Consider the following 18837-nt stretch of genomic DNA (forward strand, 5'->3'; position numbering starts at 1 on the left):
CGTCGAGCTGCGCAACCGGCTCACCGCCGCCACCGGGCTGCGGCTGCCCGCGACACTCGTCTTCGACTACCCGACCGTCGGCGCGCTGGCCGACCACCTCGCCGGCGACACCCCGGCCGAGACCGCGCCGGTCGCGAAAGCCGTCGACGGCGACCCGATCGTGATCGTCGGCATGGCCTGCCGCTACCCGGGCGGGGTCGCCTCGCCCGAAGACCTCTGGCGGCTGGTCGAAACCGGCGGCGACGCCGTCTCGGAGTTCCCGGCGAACCGCGGCTGGGACCTCGCCGCGCTCTACGACCCGGACCCGGCCCACGCCGGCACGTCCTACACGCGCCACGGCGGGTTCCTGCACGACGCCGCCGACTTCGACGCCGGGTTCTTCGGCATGAGCCCGCGGGAGGCCGTCGCGACCGACGTCCAGCAGCGGCTGCTGCTCGAAACGTCCTGGGCGGCCGTGGAGAGCGCGGGCGTCGACCCGTCGTCCCTGCGCGGCTCGGCGACCGGTGTGTTCGCCGGCGTGATGTACGGCGACTACAGCCGGCTGCTCGACGGCGGCGAGGACGCCGAGGGGTACAAGACCAGCGGCAGCGCGGGCAGCGTCGCCTCCGGCCGGGTGTCCTATGTGCTCGGTCTCGAAGGCCCCGCCGTCACGGTCGACACGGCGTGCTCGTCTTCGCTGGTCGCGCTGCACTGGGCCGCGCAGGCTCTGCGCTCCGGCGACTGCGACCTCGCGCTCGCCGGCGGCGTCACCGTGATGTCGACGCCGACGGCGTTCGTCGAGTTCTCCCGCCAGCGCGGCCTCGCGCCCGACGGCCGCTGCAAGCCCTTCTCCGGCAGCGCCGACGGCGTCGGCTGGTCCGAGGGCGTCGGCATGCTCGTCCTGGAACGGCAGTCCGATGCCGAACGCCACGGCCACGAGATCCTCGCCGTGGTGAAGGGGTCCGCGGTCAACCAGGACGGCGCGTCCAACGGCCTCACTGCCCCCAACGGACCTTCGCAGCAGCGGGTCATCCGCGCCGCGCTGGCCGGTGCCGGACTATCCACTTCGGACGTCGACGTCGTCGAAGCGCACGGCACCGGGACCACTCTGGGCGACCCGATCGAGGCGCAGGCGCTGCTGGCGACCTACGGCCAGGACCGGGAAACGCCGTTGCTGCTGGGGTCGGTGAAGTCGAACCTCGGGCACACGCAAGCCGCCTCCGGGGTCGCCGGGATCATCAAGATGGTGCAGGCGATGCGCCACGGCGTCGTGCCACGGACACTGCACGTCACCGAACCGTCCGGGCACGTCGACTGGACCGCGGGCGCGGTCGAGCTGGCCACCGGGGAGACGGCCTGGCCCGACGCCGGCCGCGTGCGCCGCGCCGGGGTGTCTTCGTTCGGCATCAGCGGCACGAACGCCCACGTGATCCTGGAACAGCCCGCGGTGCGCGCGGTGCCCGATCGGCCCGCGCCGCCGGACGTCCCCTGGCTGATCAGCGCCAGGACCCCGGGTGCGCTGCGGGCACAAGCGCGAAGCCTGAGTGTCCACGCCGGACGCCACGACCCTCGTGACGTCGCGTGGACCCTCACCCGCGGACGGGCTCGCTTCGACGAGCGAGCCGTCGTGTTCGGCGGAACCGCGCTGACCGCGCTCGCCTCCGGCACCGAGCACCCGGACCTCGTCCTCGGCGGCGTCGCGCCCGGCCGGACCGCGTTCCTGTTCTCCGGCCAGGGTTCCCAGCGGCTCGGCATGGGCCGCGAGCTGGCCGCCGACCCCGTGTTCGCCGCCGCGCTCGACACCGTCCTCGCCGAATTCGACCCGGCGGTGCGCGACGTCATGTGGGGCGACGACGCCTCGGCACTCGACCGCACCGAGTACACCCAGGTCGCGTTGTTCGCCATCGAGGTCGCGTTGTTCCACACGCTGACCGCGCGGGGCGTCAACCCCGACTACGTCACCGGGCATTCGATCGGCGAGATCGCCGCCGCGCACGTCGCCGGGGTGTTCTCGGTTCCCGACGCCGCCCGGCTGGTCACCGCCCGCGGCCGGCTCATGCAGGCGCTGCCGCCCGGCGGGGCGATGGTCGCCCTGCGCGCCGCGGAGGACGACGTCCGGCCGCTGCTCACCGAAGGAGTGGATCTCGCTGCCGTGAACGGCCCGCGCTCGGTCGTCGTCTCCGGACCCGAAGACGCGGTCGCCGCCGTCGCCGCGCAGTTCGGCGACGCCAAGCGGCTCAAGGTCTCGCACGCCTTCCACTCGGCGTCGATGGACCCGATGCTCGTCGAATTCGGCGAGATCGCGGCGAGCCTGACGTATCACGAGCCGACGATTCCCGTGGTGGCGAACGGCAGTGTCACGGATCCGGCGTACTGGGTGCGGCAGGTCCGCGACACCGTCCGCTTCGCCGACGCCCTGCGCGCGCTGCGGGCGTGGGACGTCGACAAGTTCGTCGAAGTCGGCCCCGACGCCGTTCTTGCCGGGCTCGCCGCGGACGACGACGCCGTGGTCGTGCCGCTGCTGCGCCGCGACCGCGACGAACTCCACACGTTCCGCACCGCGCTGGCCCGGCTGTTCGCGGCCGGACTGCCTGTCGAATGGGCCGGTCTCGCCGACGGCCGCGCGGTCCCGCTGCCGGGTTATGCGTTCCAGCACGAGCGCTTCTGGCCGCCGGCCGGCCGGCGCGCCGGCGACCCCGCCGGACTCGGCCTCGGCGCGGCCGCGCACCCGCTGCTCGGCGGCACGGTCGACCTCGCCGACGGCGCCGGCGTACTCCACACCGGCCGGATCTCCCTGGCCACGCAGCCGTGGCTGGCCGATCACACGGTCCTCGGCTCGGCCGTGCTCCCCGGCGCGGCCTTCACCGAACTCGCACTGGCGGCGGGGGCCGTGCGCGAGCTGACCGTGACCGAACCGCTCGTCCTGCCCGCCGAGGGCGCCGTGCACCTGCAGGTCCGCGTGAGCGCGCCGGGCGACGACGGCCTGCGTGAGCTGGACGTGTTCTCCCGCGTCGAAGGGGATGACGGCGCCTGGACCCGCCACGCGACCGGCGTCCTCGAACCGGAAGCTGTTGCCACACCGCGGGATGCGACACGTCCGGACGACGCCGAACCCCTCGACCTCGGCGACGCCTACGACCGGCTCGCCGCGCTCGGCCTGGGGTACGGGCCCGCGTTCCAGTGCCTGCGCCGCGCCTGGCGCCGCGGCGACGACGTGTTCGCCGAGCTGAGCCTCGGCGACGAGCGGCCCGAGGGCTTCGGCCTGCACCCGGCCCTGCTCGACGCCGCTCTGCACGCGGTCGCCCTCACCGCCGGGCACGACCGGCCGCAGGTGCCCTTCAGCTGGCACGGCGTCCGCCTGCACACCGCGGGTGCGTCGCCGTTGCACGTCCGGATCTCCCCGGCGGGCGAGAACGGTGTCTCGCTGTCCTTTGTGGACACCGACGGCGGTCCGGTCGCCGAGGTCGACACGGTCACCTTCCGGCCCGCCACCGCTACCCGCACCCGCGTCCAGGACGCGCTGTTCCGGCTCGACTGGGTCCCGGCCGCCACGCCCCGGGGTGACGCGCCCGAGCGGGTCGTCGTCACGGCCGACGGCCCGGCGCGAGCCCTGGAGCTGGTCCGGGACTGGCTCGCCGAACCGCGCGACGCGGAACTCGTCTTCCACACCACCGGCGCCACCGACGGCGCCGACCTCGACGCGGCCGCCGTATGGGGCCTGGTCCGGGCGGCGCAGTCCGAGCACCCGGGCCGGTTCGCGCTCGTCGACAGCGCCGACCCGGCCGACGTCGGCCTCGTCACCGGCGAGCCGCAGGCCCGCGTGCGCGACGGCGTCGTGGAAGTGCCGCGCCTGGCGAAGGCACCCGCCGAACCCGCGCCGCTTGGCTGGGACCCCGACGGGACCGTCCTCGTCACCGGCGGCACCGGGGGCCTGGGCCTGCTGCTGGCCCGGCACCTCGTGACCGAGCACGGCATGCGCCGCCTCCTGCTGCTCAGCCGCAGCGGGCAGGCCGACGTCACCGAGCTGACCGACGCCGGCGCCGAGGTGACCGTTGCCGCCTGCGACGTCGCCGATCGCGCTGCGCTTTCCGCGGTTCTCGAAGGCCACCGCCTGACCGCCGTCGTGCACGCGGCCGGCGTCCTGGCCGACGGCACGGTCGAAGCGATGACCGCCGAGCAGCTCGACCGCGTCTGGCGTCCGAAGGCCGAAGCAGCGTGGCTGCTGCACGAGCTGGCCGGTGACGTCGACGGGTTCGTGCTGTTCTCCTCCGTCGCGGGCACGATCGGCGGTGCGGGACAGGCGAACTACGCCGCCGCGAACGCCTACCTCGACGCGCTCGCCGAACACCGCGCCGCCCGCGGGCTGCGTGCGGTGTCGCTGGCCTGGGGTCCGTGGGCCGGGGCCGGCGGCATGGCCGCGGAGCTGAGCGGCACCGAGGTCGCCCGGATGGCCCGGGCCGGGATCACCGCGCTGACCGCCGAAGACGGCCTCGCCCTGTTCGACGCCGCCGTCGGCGCCGGAGTGCCGGCGCTGGTGCCGGTCCGGCTGGCCGCGACGGCGTCGGGCGAGGTCGCCGCCCCGCTGCGCGGGCTGGTCCGCGCGACCACCCGCCGAGCCGTCGCCCCGGGCGAACTCGCCGCACGCCTCGCCGGACTGCCGGAAGCCGACCGGCACAGCGTCGTCGCCGACCTGGTCACCACGCAGGTCGCGGCGGTGCTGGGGCACGCCGATCGCACCGCCGTCGAGCCGGCGCGCGCGTTCTCCGCGCTGGGCTTCGACTCCCTCACCGGCGTCGAGCTGCGCAACCGGCTCGCCGTCGCGACCGGCCTGCGGCTGCCCGCGACGCTCGTGTTCGACCACCCGAACAGCGCGGCGCTCACCGCGTTCCTGCTGGCCGAGCTGATCGGCGGTGACGCGCCGGCCGCCGAGGTCCGCGCGGTCCGCGCTCGTGACGACGACCCGATCGTGGTGGTCGGCATGGGCTGCCGCTATCCGGGCGGCGCGGGTTCGGCGGACGAGTTCTGGGACCTGGTCGCCGGCGGCCGCGACGCCATCGGCCCGTTCCCGGCCGATCGCGGCTGGGACCTGTCCGCGCTCTACGACCCCGACCCCGACCACGCGGGCACGACCTACGCGCGGGCCGGCGGATTCCTGGCCGGCGCCGCGGAGTTCGACGCGGCGTTCTTCGGCATGAGCCCGCGCGAGGCGGTTGCGACCGACGCGCAGCAACGGCTCCTGCTCGAGACGTCGTGGGAGGCCCTGGAACACGCGGGCATCGACCCGGCGACACTGCGTGGCTCGGCGACCGGCGTGTTCGCCGGCGTGATGTACAGCGACTACGGCGGCCTGCTCGCCGACAGCGACTACGAAGGCCAGCAAGGGAACGGCAGTTCGCCGAGCGTCGCCTCGGGCCGCGTCGCGTACACGCTGGGACTGGAAGGCCCGGCGGTCACCATCGACACGGCGTGCTCGTCGTCGCTGGTCGCGCTGCACTGGGCGGCCCAGGCGGTGCGGTCGGGGGAGTGCTCGCTGGCGCTGGCCGGCGGGGTCACGGTGATGGCCACCCCGGCGACGTTCGTCGAATTCGCGCGTCAGCGCGGGCTTTCGCCCGACGGCCGCTGCAAGGCGTTCTCCGACGACGCCGACGGCACCGGCTGGTCCGAAGGCGTCGGCCTGCTGGTGCTGGAGCGGCAGTCGGACGCGCTCCGCAATGGACACCGGATCCTGGCCGTGGTGCGGGGGAGCGCGGTCAACCAGGACGGCGCGTCGAACGGGCTCACCGCGCCGAACGGGCCGTCGCAGCAGCGCGTGATCCGGGCGGCGCTGGCCGAGTCCGGGCTGTCGACCGCGGACGTCGACGTCGTGGAAGCGCACGGTACCGGCACGACATTGGGCGACCCGATCGAAGCGCAGGCGTTGCTGGCGACGTACGGGCAGGACCGCTCGACGCCGCTGCTGCTGGGTTCGGTGAAGTCCAACATCGGGCACACCCAGGCCGCCGCGGGCGTCGCGGGCATCATCAAGATGATCCAGGCGATGCGGCACGGCGTCGTCCCGGCGAGCCTGCACACCGGCACGCTGTCGTCCCACGTGGACTGGGACGCCGGTGCCGTGGAGGTCGTCACCGAAACGCGTGACTGGCCGTCGGCGGCGCGGCCGCGGCGGGCCGGGATCTCGTCGTTCGGGATCAGCGGCACCAACGCGCACGTGATCATCGAGCAGGCACCCGAGGCGTCGGCTCAGGCGGAGGAAGAGACGCCGGTCTGGCCGCTGTCCGCGCGTTCGGCCACGGCGTTGCGGGCGCACGCGGCCCGCCTGGCAGGCACTGTGGACGGTCTGCCGGCCGCGGATGTCGCGCGGGCACTGGCGGGCCGGGCGCGGTTCGCGCACCGGGCGGTCGTCGTCTCCGAACGGCCCGCCGAGGCGCTCGCCGCGTTCGCCGCCGGCGAGCCGTCGCCGGACGTGCTCGATGGCGTCGCCACAACCGGGTCGACCGCGTTCCTGTTCTCCGGGCAGGGCGCGCAGCGGCCCGGCATGGGCCGTGAACTGGCGGCGCGGTTCCCGGTGTTCGCCACCGCGTTCGCCGAGGTCCTCGACCGGCTCGACCCGGCCGTCCGGTCCGCTGTGGACAGTGATCTGGTGCACCGCACCGAGTTCACGCAGCCCGGGCTGTTCGCGTTCGAGGTCGCCGCCGCGCGGCTGCTGGAGTCGCGGGGGGTGCGCCCGGACTTCGTCGCCGGGCACTCGGTGGGCGAGATCGCCGCCGCGCACATCGCCGGGGTGCTGAGCCTCGACGACGCGTGCGCGCTGGTGTCCGCGCGCGCCCGGCTCATGGGCGCGCTGCCCGAGGGCGGTGTGATGATCGCCGTCCAGGCGTCCGAAGCGGACGTTCGCCCGTTCCTGCGCGACGGCGTCGACCTCGCCGCGGTGAACGGCCCGCGGTCGATCGTCCTTTCCGGACTCGACGACGCGGTCACGGCCGTCGCGGCCGAGTTCGGCAGGCAGTGGCGGCTGCGCGTCTCGCACGCGTTCCACTCGCTGCTGATGGACCCGATGCTGGCCGAGTTCGGCGACGTCGTCGCCGGGCTGACCTTCGCCGAGCCGTGGATCCCGCTGATCGCCGCCGGCGACGTGACCGACCCGGCGTACTGGGTGCGGCAGGTCCGCGAGCCCGTCCGGTTCGCCGACGCCCTCGAGCGGCTCGCCGGCTCCGGTGTCAAGCGGTTCGTCGAAGCCGGTCCGGACGCGGTGCTGTCCGGCCTGGTCGACGTTCCGGACGCGGTTGTCGTGCCGGTCGCCCGCCGCGACCGTCCCGAGGAACGGACGTTCCTCACGGCGCTGGCCCGGCTGCACGTTTCCGGACTCGATGTCGCCTGGAACTCCTCGGGTCCGCGCGCCGACCTTCCGGCGTACCCGTTCGAGCACCGGCGGTTCTGGCCGCCGGTGCGCCCGGCCGGTCTGCCGCGCGGCGGGCACCCGGTGCTCGGGACCGCCGTCGAGGTGGCCGGCACCGGCACGTTCGTCGCGACCGGCCGGCTGTCGGCGGCCGCGCAGCCCTGGCTCGCCGACCACGTCGTCCTGGGCAAGACGCTCGTGCCCGGTACGGCTTTCCTGGAGCTGGCGCGGCACGCCGGCGCCGAGGCGGGGTGCCCCCGCGTCGACGACCTGACCCTGCTGGCGCCGCTGGAGCTCACCGGGGACGTGACCGTCCAGGTGTCCGCAGGCGCGCCCGACGCGGCCGGAAACCGTTCGGTGGACATCCACTCCGCCGCGGATGACGGCTCGTGGACCCGGCACGCCACCGGCGTCGTCGCGCCGGATGCACCGGCGGCCTTCGAAGCGCTGGAATGGCCTCCCACGGACGCCGTCCCGGTCGGACTGGACGGCGCCTACGACGACTTGGCCGAGCGCGGCTTCGCCTACGGCCCGGCGTTCCAGGGCCTGAAGACGTTGTGGCGCCGCGGCGACGAGCTGTTCGCCGAGGTCCGCGTCGACGACGCCGCCGGCTTCGGCCTGCACCCGGCGCTGCTCGACGCCGCCCTGCACGCCCAGCTGGTCGCCGCGCCCGACGGCCCGCCCGTGGTGCCGTTCACCTGGCGCGGGGTGTCGGTACGCCGGCCCGGGACCGCGGACGTGCGCGTCCGGCTGGCTCCGGCCGGGCCGGACACGATCGCGCTGACGATCTTCGACGCGGCCGGCGCGCCGGCCGCGTCGGTCGAGGGGCTGACCGTGCGCGAAGCGGCGCAGCCGGGCGTCTCGCACCTCTACCGGCTCGGCTGGGTGCCGGTCGCCGCCGCGTCCGCCGACGTCGTCACGGCCCCGGCGGGCGCGCTCGCCGATCCGGCGCGGGCGCTGGCCGAACTGGTCGCCGTGCCCGAATTCGTCGAAGTGGCCGTTCCGGCCGGAACGGTCCGGGAGTCGACCGCCGGTGTTCTCGGGCTCGTGCGGGCGTGGCTCGCGGAGTCGCGGGGCGCGAAACTCGTCGTGCGCACGAGGGGCGCGCTCGACGGTGACGATCCCGGAGCGGCCGCCGTCTGGGGCCTGGTGCGGTCGGCCGCGCAGGAGAGCCCCGGCCGCTTCGTCCTCGTCGATTCCGACGGATCCGTTGCCTTGCACGATGTCCTGGGCAACGGGGAACCAGAGCTGTCCATCGAGGACGGTGTCGTCCGGGCCGCACGCGTCGAACGAGCCGTGCCCGGGGACGCCGTCACCGAGTGGCACCCGGAGCGCGCGGTGCTCGTCACCGGCGGCACCAGCGGGCTCGGCGCACTGGTCGCCCGGCACCTCGCCGCCGGCGGGCAGCGGCACCTGGTGCTGGTCAGCCGCTCCGGCGCCGCGGAGCCCGGGCTCCTCGACGACCTGGCGGGTCTCGGCGCCCGCGCGGAGGTGAAGGCCTGCGACGTCGGCGACCGCGCGGCCCTGGCCGCGCTGCTGGACGGTCTCGACCTGACCGCCGTCGTGCACGCGGCGGGGGTGCTGGACGACGGCGTCGTCGAGGCGCTCTCGCCGGAGCGGTTCGACACCGTGCTGCGGCCCAAGGCCGACGGCGCGTGGCACCTGCACGAGCTGACGGCCGGACACGACCTCGCCGGGTTCGTGCTGTTCTCGTCGCTGGCCGGCACGTTCGGCGGCGCGGGGCAGGCGAACTACGCGGCCGCGAACGCGGTCCTCGACGCGCTCGCGGTGCACCGGCAGCGCCGCGGGCTGCCCGCGGTGTCCCTGGCGTGGGGGCCGTGGACGGCCGAGACCGGCATGACGGCGTCGCTGCCCGAGGCGGAGATCCGGCGGCTGGCCCGCGCGGGCGTCGGGCTGCTGGCGCCGGCGGACGGGCTCGCGGCGTTCGACGCGGTCCGCGCGGGCCGTGACCCGCTGGTGGTGCCGGCGCACCTCGACCTGCGCGCCGTGCGCGCGCTCGACGAGGTGCCCCCGGTGCTGCGGACGCTCGTCCCGCCCCGGCGGGCCGCGACCCGTGCGGCGGCCGCGGTCCCGGACCTCGCGCCACGGCTGGCCGGGCTCGGCGGGACGGAACGGATCGAGCTGCTGCTGGAGGTCGTCGCCGACGCGGTGGCGGTGGTGCTGGAGCACGGCGAGCAGGACAGCGTCGGCCCGGACCAGGCGTTCACGGAGCTGGGCTTCGACTCGCTGACGGCGGTCGAGCTCCGGCGGCGCCTGACCGCCGTGACGGGCCTGCAGCTGCCGGCGACGCTGGCCTTCGACCAGCCGACCCCGCGCGACCTGGCAGGTCACCTCGCGGAGCTGCTGGTCCCGGACGAGAAACCGGAGCAGGCGATCCTCGCCGACCTGGCCCGGCTGGAGACGGCGTTGCGGGACACGGTGATCGACGCGGACGCGCGCGAAGAGATCTCGGCCCGCCTGGAGCGGGTCCGCGGCACGTGGACGGCCCGCGAGGACGTGGACGGCGACGACTTCGACTTCGAGTCGGCCAGCGACGACGAGATGTTCGCCCTGCTGGACGAAAAGCTGGGCGCCGACGACTGAACCCGCGGCGGGGCTCCGGTCAGTCCGCCGCCCGGGTGCTCAGGACCGTGCTCAGCTGGGCGCGGCCGTCGATCTCCAATTTGCGGTAGAGGCTCGTCAAGTGCTTCTCCACCGCGCGCCGGCTGATGCCCAGCTCCTCGGCGATCGCCGAGTTCGTGTGGCCCGCGGCGGCCAGCCGGGCGACCGTGCCCTCGCTCGCCGTGAGCTCGGGCGCCGGGCGGGGGCGGTCCGTGTGGCCGACCGTGCCGTCCTCGCGGACTTCGAGCCGGCCGGCGCCGCAGCTTTCCGCCAGCTGCTGCGCGCGGGCCAGCAGCCGGCGGGCCGCGCCCGGTTCCGTCGTGCGCAGACGCGTGCCCAGGCCGGCGCAGGCCTTGGCCGCCTCGAGCTCGTCCGGGGCGCCGTCGAGGACCTCGACCGCCTCGCGCAGCAGTTCGACCGCGCGCCGGGGGTCGGCCAGGGTGGCGAGGACGCGCAGCGACCGGCCGACGATCGCCGGCGCGCCCCACGCGACGGAGTGACGGTAGTGCTCCTCGGCGAGCTGCCGGGCCTGGTCCGCACGGCCGAGCCGGCGCGACAGCAGCGCCGCCGAGCCCCGCCACGCGTAGATCGCCGGGTTGCGCCAGCCCGCCCGGTCCAGCAGCCGGCCGCGGTCGAGGAACTGCGCGAGCGCCGCGTCCGGGTCCTCCCGGGCGGCCAGCATCCCGCGCAGGCCGCGACGGACCGCGAACACGGCGAGGTCGTCGACGTCGGGCAGCCCGTCGAGCACCTGCCGGGCCAGCTCGCGGCTCCGCGCCGAGTCCGCGACCAGCGCGAGGGTCGTCGCCGGCAAGGCCAGGGCGTCGTAGCTACCGGGCTCGGCCGCGCGGAACGCACGCTCCGCCGGCGCCGCGGCTTCGGTGAACCGGCCGTGCGAGAGCAACGCCAGCGCTTGGTGGACGTCGACGAGCACGCGCGTCGCGGTCGTCGCGCGCGGTCCGCCCGCGGACGCGAGCCACGGGATGACTACGTCCGGCCGGCCGGCGGCGGTCAGCACGAGCGGCACGGTGCGCAACGCGGTCCCGGCGCGGGCGGTCCGGGCCGGCTCGTGGTCGAGCAGGACGGTGGCGTGGCGGGCGGCTTCGGCGGCGGTGATCCGCCCGCCGAGCGTGGCGGCCAGCAGCAGGACGGCTCGCAGCTCCCGTTCGCCGGGGCTCTGCGGGGGGTCCGGCAGGTCCCGCAGCCGGGTCGCGGCGGCGGCCAGCCGGGCCGGGTCCTCGAGCGTCGCGAACCAGCCGCGGGCTTCCAGCCGCCACGCGAGGTCGGGATCGTCCGGGCTGCTGACCGTCCGGACCAGCTCGGTCACCAGCGGCCCGCGGGCGGTGGCGGTGAGCGGGATCCGCGCGACCGCCTCGGCCCGGTCGCGGCCGGCGGGCAGCAACGGCGCGGCCTGGACGAGGTAGCGCACGGCCGCACGGGTATCGGGCTCCGCGGCGGCGAGCTCGGTCAGCAGCCGCGCCCGGCCCGGCTGCCCGGGCGGCACGTCGAGCAGCGCGCGCCGCAGGTAGCGGGCGGCGATCTCGGGCGCGCCGCCGCGCCGGGCCGCGACGGCCGCCGCCCGCAGCGTCGCGACCTCGGCGGGGCCGCGGAGGGTGTCGACGCCGATCAGCTGCGCGGCGACGTGCTCGGACGGAAACCCCTGCGCAGTCAGCAAAGCCGCCGCGGCCCGGTGCGCGGCGGCCGTGTCGGCCGCGCTCCGCGTTTCCTCGACGACCCGCACCAGGGCGGGTTCGGGAACGAGCCGCCCGTCCGCGGCCGTGTCGAGCCAGGCATCGCCCAGCAGGGCGGCGGCCTCGGCGCACGCGGCCGCGTCCAGGCCGGCGAGCTGCGCGACGAGCCCGGGTTCCGCGTGCCGGCCGAGTACGATGACCGCCCGTGCGAACGCCTCGACCTCCGGTTCGCGCTGGACCAGCAGCCGAAGCCGTTCCCGCTGGACGGTCGCGCCGAGCTCGCGCAGCCGTGCGCAGTCGGCGGCCACGCCGGTGAGGCGGTGGGTGAACGCGCGGTCCAGCAGCTCTTCGAGCTCCTTCGGCCGGCCGCCGGTCAGCTCGTGGCAGGCGGCGGCGAACGCCGGGTCGTCACCGGCGCCGATCCGCCCGGCGACGATCGCGCGCGTGCCGGCCGGCGACAGCGGCAGCGCCCGCACCTCGTGCCGCGCGGCGCGGGTGAGCTCGCGCAGCAGCGGCACTCGCTGCGCGTCCGGCGGGACGACGCCGAGCAGCACCCGCGTCCCGTGCAGTCGCCCGGCCAGAAAGGCCAGCGCCCGCAACGACGGCTCGTCGGCCCAGTGCAGGTCGTCGACGAGCGCGACGACCGGTCCGGTCGCGGCGAGCGAAGTGAGCAGGACGTGCAGGCCGTAGAGCAGGGGAACTTCGTCGGTGCCCTCCGGGACGGGCCCGGCCAGCGCGCGCAGCATCTTGCCGGCGATCGGCGGCAGCGCGGCCTCACACGGGTCGTCGAGCAGCGGCAGGACGAGCTGGCGCACGACGCCGAACGCGAAGTCACGCTCACCGGGCGCCGGGTTCGCGCGCACGACGCGGGCACCGCGCTCCGCCGCGGCCTGCCCGAGCCGGCGCAGCAGCGCGGACCGTCCGGTGCCGGGTTCGCCCCGGATGACCAGGACGCCGCGGCTTTCGTGCAGGGCTTCGTCGAAGACGGCGTCGGGGATTTCGCGTTCGAGCAGCACCGGATCAGCCCCCAGGCGCCCTGGTCGTCCAGCGGTCCGCGAGCGCGGTGCGGCCCTTCAGCCCGAGCTTGCGGTAGACCTTGGTGAGCCGCAGCTCGACGGTCCGCAGCGCGATCGACAGCTCCCCGGCGATCTCGCGGTTGGCGAGGCCGCGCGCGGCGAGCTCGGCGACGTCGCGTTCGGCGGGGGAGAGGGCGTCCGGCCGCGACGGGAACCGCGGCTCGGGCAGTGTGTCGGTGGATTCGCGCGGCGCGGGGACGGAGCGGCGCGGCCCGGCGAGCGCCCGGGCCCGCAGCGCGTCGAGCGCGGCGGTGGTGCCCCAGCGCTCGGCGAGCTCGCGTTCTTCGGTGACGAGGGCGACCGCCCCGGCGGTGTCGCCGAGCCGGCGCAGCGCCAGCGCCGCCGTCGTGCGCCACGCGCCGAGCATCGGGTTGACCCAGCCGCGGGCCTTCAGGACGCGGCCGCACTCGAGAACCGCGGCGAGCGCGGTCTCCGGCTCGTCCTCGGCCAAGGCCAGTTCGGCTTCGGCGTGCAGCAGGAAAGCGGTGAGGACACCGTGGCCGCTGCCGCGCGGCAGCGGCTCCGCGGCGACGGCGCGGGCGTGCTCGACCCGGCCGAGGCGCAGCTGGGCGGCGATCTCGACGGCGGGCCAGATCGGGACGACGATGGGGTGCCAGCACCGCGCGGGCAGCTCACGCTCGGCGGCGGCGAGATCGAGGAGGGCGTCTTCGGGCCGATCGCCGCGCAGCGAGGCTGCGGCGCGGTGCACGAGCGCCCGAGCGGTGGCGGCCCGGGCATCCTGCCGCCGCGCGGCCGCGACGACGACCGTCAGCCCTTCGAAGGCGGCATCGGGATCACCGGCGCAGAGCAAGGCCCGGCAGGCGGCGATCCGCGGCATCAGGGGCGCGTCTTCCCGCACGATGAGGGCCCGTTCGGCGAGTTCGAGGGCCCGGAGCCGGTTTTGCCCGCGCACGGCCAGCCGAAAGGCGGCGACCCCGGCCGCGGCGGGATCATCCCATCCGGACACGGTGCCGCTTCGGCGGGTTACCGGGCTCCCGAAGTCGGGCAGGGGCGGGATCGGCATCTCGGGCTCGACCGCCGCGTCCTCCCGCGCGAGCAGACCCAGCGCCACCCCCGCCGGCTCCACAGTGGACGGGTCCGCGGCGACCCGCTCGGCCACCAGCCGGTGCACCGTCTCCGCGTCGCCGCGGGCCAGCAGCAGATCGGCCGCCGTCGTCGCCGCCGGAAGGGCCGAGAGCTCCGGTTCCGCCAGCACCTGCGCCAGCCGCCGGTCCGCGTGGTCGGGTTCGTGCCGGATCAAGACCGAGGCCAGCCGGATCAGCAGGGCAGCGCGGTCCGCCGGGCGGGACGGCTCGGCCAGTGCTCGCCGTAGGGTGCCGGCCGCTTGGGGGTCGCCCTCGGCCGCCCACCGCTCCGCCGCCGAGACGAGCACCTCCCGCGCCCACGGCTCGCCGACCGGGGGCGCGCTGCGCAGCAGCTCCGCCGCGAGCAGCACACCCGCGCCGGTCCGGTGGGCCAGCGCCGCGCCGCGCCGGTGGAGATCGTCGCGCTCGGCTTCGGCCAGCTCCGCCAGGACGTCCGCGGGCTCGGCCGGCCGGCCGGCGGTCACCAGGCCGCTCGCGCTCAGCGCGCTGAGCGCCGCGGGGACGGCCGTCACCGGAAGGCGCGCCAGCTCGGCCGTCGCCGCGACGCCCAGCCGCGGCGAGATCGACAACGCGCGCAGTAGGGCCAGCGCGTCCGGGGACAGCCCGCGGCGGACCCGGGCCGCCCGCGCCGAGTTCACCTCCCGGCCGGTCTCGGCCACCGTGCTGCCCGGCACCCACCGCGCGGCCAGTTCGTGCAGGACCGCCGGTCGGCCGCGGGTGATCTCGTCGACCGCGGCCAGGTCCGAAGGCGGCAGGACGCCGAGCACGCGCTGGGCCAGCGTCGTCAGCTCCACGACCGTCAACGGCGGCAACGGGATCGGGAGGCCGAGGGACAGCGGCTCGTAGGTCGTCGCGACGAGCAGCACCGGGTGGGTGGCCGTGCGGTCGGCCATCAGCTCGAACCACCGCCGCGAGCCCTCGTCCGCCCAGGGGAAGTCGTCGACCGCGAGGACCAGCGGCCGCTCGGCGGCCAGCGCGGTGAACGTGTCGCAGAGCAGCCGCGGCGCGCCTTCGGGGTCGGCCAGGCAGGCGGTGACGACGTCGGCGAACTCGGCCGCCGGCAGCAACGCGGCGGCCAGCTGGGTGACCGCGCCGAACGGGATCCCGTCCGGCACGCAGGAAGCGAGCGCGCCCGGCGCCTCGGCGAGCACGCGGTCGAGCAGCACCGTCCGGCCGCTGCCCGCGGCGCCGAAGATCCCCGCGGTCGCGCCGCGGCCCTGCGCGAGAGCCGTGACCATCTCGCCGAGCGCGCGCGTCGCACGGTTCCGGCCGACGAGACGCTCATCGCGCACAGGACGACCTCCTCCGCCGACCGGTCGACGTCGACCGATGGCCAGGGCAGCCTAAAGGGGTGTCGGGCACCAGACGCCGCACCGTTCACCGAAACCGGGACTTCTGCCCGCCCGGCCAGGAAACCCGGGCGCATGCGGGCAACCCCGCGACCAACGGTGACTCAGACGTCGCGCAGCGCTTCCGCCAGTTCGGCCCGGCCGCCGATGCCGAGCTTGCGGTAGACGCTCGTCAAGTGCACCTCGACGGTGCGCTGGGTGATGAACAGCGACTCCGCGATCTCACGGTTGGTCGCGCCCTCCGCGGCCCGCTGGGCGACCCGCCGTTCACTGCCACTGAGCGCGTCCGACGGCGAGCCGGTGCCGTGGCGCATCCGGCCGCCCGCTTCGGCCAGTGCCGGCAGGGACAGCGCGAGCTGTTGCTTGTCCCGGCTGAGCACGGAGAGGTCGATCGACCGGCGCAGCCGCTCCCGCGCGCCCTCGGCGTCGCCGCGGGCCAGCAAGCGGCGCCCCAGCAGGTACTCGGCCTTCGCCTGCTCCACTTTGGCCGGTGAATCCGCCAGCAGCGCGGCCGCGTTCCGCAGCCGTTCGATCGCCGCGTCGCCGCCGGCCAGCGCGCCGCGCGATGCCTCGAGCATGCCGAGCGCCCGGTTCGTCCCCCAGCGGCGGACCGCCGGTTCGACGGAGTCGAGCACGGCCTCGCCCTCGGCGGTGCGGCCGAGCCCGGCCAGCAGTTCGGCCGCCTCGAACCACCACGGCGCCAGCACCGGGTTGCCGATCCCGGCCGAGGCCAGGCTTTCCCCGCAGGTGCGCAGCAGCGCGAGCGCGCCTTCGGCGTCGCCGCGAGCAGCCCGGGCCCGCGCCTTGGCCACCAGGTACCAGTGGTACTCGAGCGTGAACTCTTCGAGCCGGGGCCGGACGATCGCGGCGAGCGCCGCCTCCGCGCCGTCCACGTCGCCTTGGCGCACCAGCAGCGTGCCGAGCGCGGTCTGCGGCATCGCGATGCCGGGCGCCCAGCGTTCCTGCGTGATGACGTCGAAGGAGTACTGCGCGTCGGCCAGCGCGTCGGCGAGGTTGCCGGAGAACTGGTGGATCAGCGCGCGGATGGTGGCGCCGAGGACGTAGGTCCAAGCTTCGCCGCGGCGTTGCGCGTGGTCGAGCACCCCGGTGATCGCCGCGAGCGCGGGTTCGGGCCGGTCGGCGAGCAGCAGAGTGAGCACGGCGCTCAGCACGGCCCAGCCGCCCGGGGCCACGTCCCCGATCCGCAGCACCTGCCCGGCCTGGGCGACGACCTCGTCGGCGGGCCGGCCCTGCAGCGTGCCCAGCGACGAGAGCATGCCGAGCAGCTCGCGCTCTTCGGCGGTGTCGCCCGGCGGCGGGACGACGTCGCGGAAGCGCGCCGCCGCGGCCGCGACGGTCGCCTTCTCGTCCAGCCCGGCCAGCAGCACGGCGGACTGGCTGACCATCCGCAGCGCCCGGTCGCCCGCGTCGGGGGCAGGCCCGATCGCGGCCGCCAGCGCGTCGGCCACCCCGGTGGCCAGCGGGTAGGCGCGCCGGGCGTTCTGCGCGCTCAGGGAAACCATCGCGTACTGCATCGCGATCGGCACCCGGCGCCGCGGGTCGCTCACCAGCTCGAGCGCGTGTTCGAGGTGGCGCAGCGAGGCCGCCGGGTCGATCTGCCCGAGCACCCGGGCCAGGTGCACGAGCACCGGCACGTCGTCCTCGTGGGCGCGCAGCACCTGGGTGAGGTACCGCGCGGCCGCCGCCGGGGCGCCGCGGCTCTCGGCGGCCGCGGCGGCTTCTCGCAGCACGGTGACCATCCACGGCTGAGGCGGCCCGTCGAGCACCAGCAGGTGGACGGCGACCTCCTCGCTGGCGCGGCCGCTGTCGTTGAGCAGCGTGGCCGCGCGTTCCCGCAGCCGGGCCAGCTCCGCCGCGTCGGCGGTGGCCAGCGCGGCGGCGCGGATCAGGTCGTGGGTGTAGTCCAAACGCTCCGGTTCCAGCAGTTCGCCCTCTCGCAGCGCCCGCACGGCGTTGCCCGCGGGCCCGGGCCGGGTGCCGGCGAGCGCTGCGATCGTCTCCAACGGCTCACCGCCCAGCACGGCGACCGCGCGGGCGACCGCCAGCGCCTCGGGGGAGAGCCGGTCCAGCAGCGGGCGCACCACGGCCTCGCGGCCGAGCTCGTCGAGCGCGCCGACGTGCTCGGCATCCGGGGTGACGTGGTCGCGCAGCACGCCGACCACCCGATCGAGCAGGAACGGGTTGCCACCGGTGACCTCGACGGCGTGGCGGACGAACTCCGGGGCCGGGTCCGCGCCGAACCCGGCCGCCAGCACCTCGGCGACCGCGTCGGCCGTCAGCGGCGCGAGATCGACGGTCAGGCAGGTCGCCTCGGCGCCGATCTCGGCGAGTACCTCGGGGCCGGGTTCGTCCGGTCCGGTGCGCTGGGTCAGCAGCACCAGTACCGGCAGGTCTTCGGCGCGGCGCAGCAGGAAACCCAGCCACCGCAGTGAGGTTTCGTCGCACCACTGGACGTCGTCGACCGCGAGCACGACCGGGCCGCGCGCGGCGAGCCCGGCGACCAGCCAGGAGAGGCCGTGCATGACGGAGTACGTGTCGGTCGGACCGTCCCCGCTGCCGGGGGCGAGCGCGGGCAGGGCGAGCCGGGCGCTGCCGGTGAGCAGGTCGGCTCCCGCGGCGTCCCCGTCCGGCCACAGCGGGCCGAACAGGGCGCGGACCGCCTCGTAGGCCGTGCCGCCGCTGTCGGCGCAGGTGACGGTGAGCACCGTGGCCGCCGTCCGGTCGAGCTCGTCGAGCGCGACCGAGAGCAGGCGGGTCTTGCCGATCCCGGCGGGCCCGCGCAGGAGCACCGCCTGTCCTCGGCCGAGTGCGGCGGCGGCGGCGCGTTCGGTGAGCACCCGAAGCTCCCAGTCGCGGCCGGCCAGCCCCGACCGGGGCGATTCCCGCAACCCACTCCGAAGAGCCACGTTTCTCCCGTCTCGCGCGCGATCGCCGGAACGGGGAACCCGGGCCGGCGCCCCCAGCCTGGCCCATCGGCCCGGCGGGACCGGCACCGGGCTCGGCGGCGTGCGCGGTTCGTGCCTGGCCGCGGCGTTCCGGACCCGGTTTTCCGCAGACTTCCCGCCGATTGCTTGACAACGCGCCCCCGCGGCGGAATTCGCGGCCTTTCCGCCGTTCCCGCGTAGGAATCGATTCTGTGAACAGTTTGCCGCCGCGTTCCCTTTCCGTGCGCGTGACCGACTTCGCCGCCCCGGTGTCCACGCGCTGGGATGCGTCGATCCGCATCGGAAATTCACTCGAGGAACACGGCGCCGTCCACGCGGGATACCGTGACTCGCTGGTTTCGCTGTGCGTCGCGATCGCCGCGTCGGCCGCGGAGCACGTCGAAATCCTGTGCCGGATCTCCGCCGTGCTCGTCCACCCCACGCACCTCGACGTCCTGCGGACGACGGAGGATCCGGGTGCGGTCACCCGGATCCTCCAGGAAGCGTGAAGATCCCTTTACTTGAGCTTCGTCCCGACCGAGCCGAGCGCCTGGCAGGCCTCGACCACGCGCTGGGCCATTCCGGCCTCAGCGGCCTTCAGGTACGAGCGCGGGTCGTAGACCTTCTTGTTGCCGACCTCGCCGTCGATCTTCAGGACGCCGTCGTAGTTCTTGAA

Annotated in this window: 5 protein-coding genes and 1 pseudogene (1 of these 6 only partly in view); 2 read left to right on the forward strand and 4 right to left on the reverse strand. The window is 75.8% G+C overall.

All coding sequences use genetic code 11. The annotated features are described in order from the left end of the window. Positions 1-9979 carry the final stretch of an SDR family NAD(P)-dependent oxidoreductase gene (locus ACZ7OH_RS39585; RefSeq protein WP_470285593.1) on the forward strand. 17066 nt of this gene lie to the left of the window's left edge, so 9979 of the gene's 27045 nt are visible here — the last part of the coding sequence; the start codon falls outside the window, past its left edge; its stop codon occupies positions 9977-9979. Between the two features lie 19 nt (positions 9980-9998). On the opposite strand, the gene ACZ7OH_RS39590 is transcribed toward ACZ7OH_RS39585, so the two are convergent. The 3 genes from ACZ7OH_RS39590 to ACZ7OH_RS39600 form a co-directional block, all read right to left on the reverse strand. Next, positions 9999-12701, reverse strand: coding sequence for an AAA family ATPase (locus ACZ7OH_RS39590; protein WP_470285594.1), 2703 nt, complete (start codon positions 12699-12701; stop codon positions 9999-10001). Between the two features lie 4 nt (positions 12702-12705). Continuing rightward, a complete protein-coding gene (locus ACZ7OH_RS39595; RefSeq protein ID WP_470285595.1) occupies positions 12706-15159 on the reverse strand; it encodes a helix-turn-helix transcriptional regulator in 2454 nt (817 codons plus the stop codon). Positions 15160-15320: 161 nt separating this feature from the next. Further along, complete coding sequence (locus ACZ7OH_RS39600) at positions 15321-18143, reverse strand: ATP-binding protein (RefSeq protein WP_470285596.1); 2823 nt, start codon at positions 18141-18143, stop codon at positions 15321-15323. Positions 18144-18409: 266 nt separating this feature from the next. Between ACZ7OH_RS39600 and ACZ7OH_RS39605 the strand changes: the two genes are divergently transcribed. Further along, a complete protein-coding gene (locus ACZ7OH_RS39605; protein WP_470285597.1) occupies positions 18410-18670 on the forward strand; it encodes a hypothetical protein in 261 nt (86 codons plus the stop codon). A gap of 8 nt (positions 18671-18678) precedes the next feature. On the opposite strand, the pseudogene ACZ7OH_RS39610 reads toward ACZ7OH_RS39605, so the two are convergent. Then, a pseudogene (locus ACZ7OH_RS39610) lies at positions 18679-18837 on the reverse strand (class II fructose-bisphosphate aldolase); the annotation flags it as partial.

Source organism: Amycolatopsis sp. NPDC114478 (assembly GCF_055633805.1).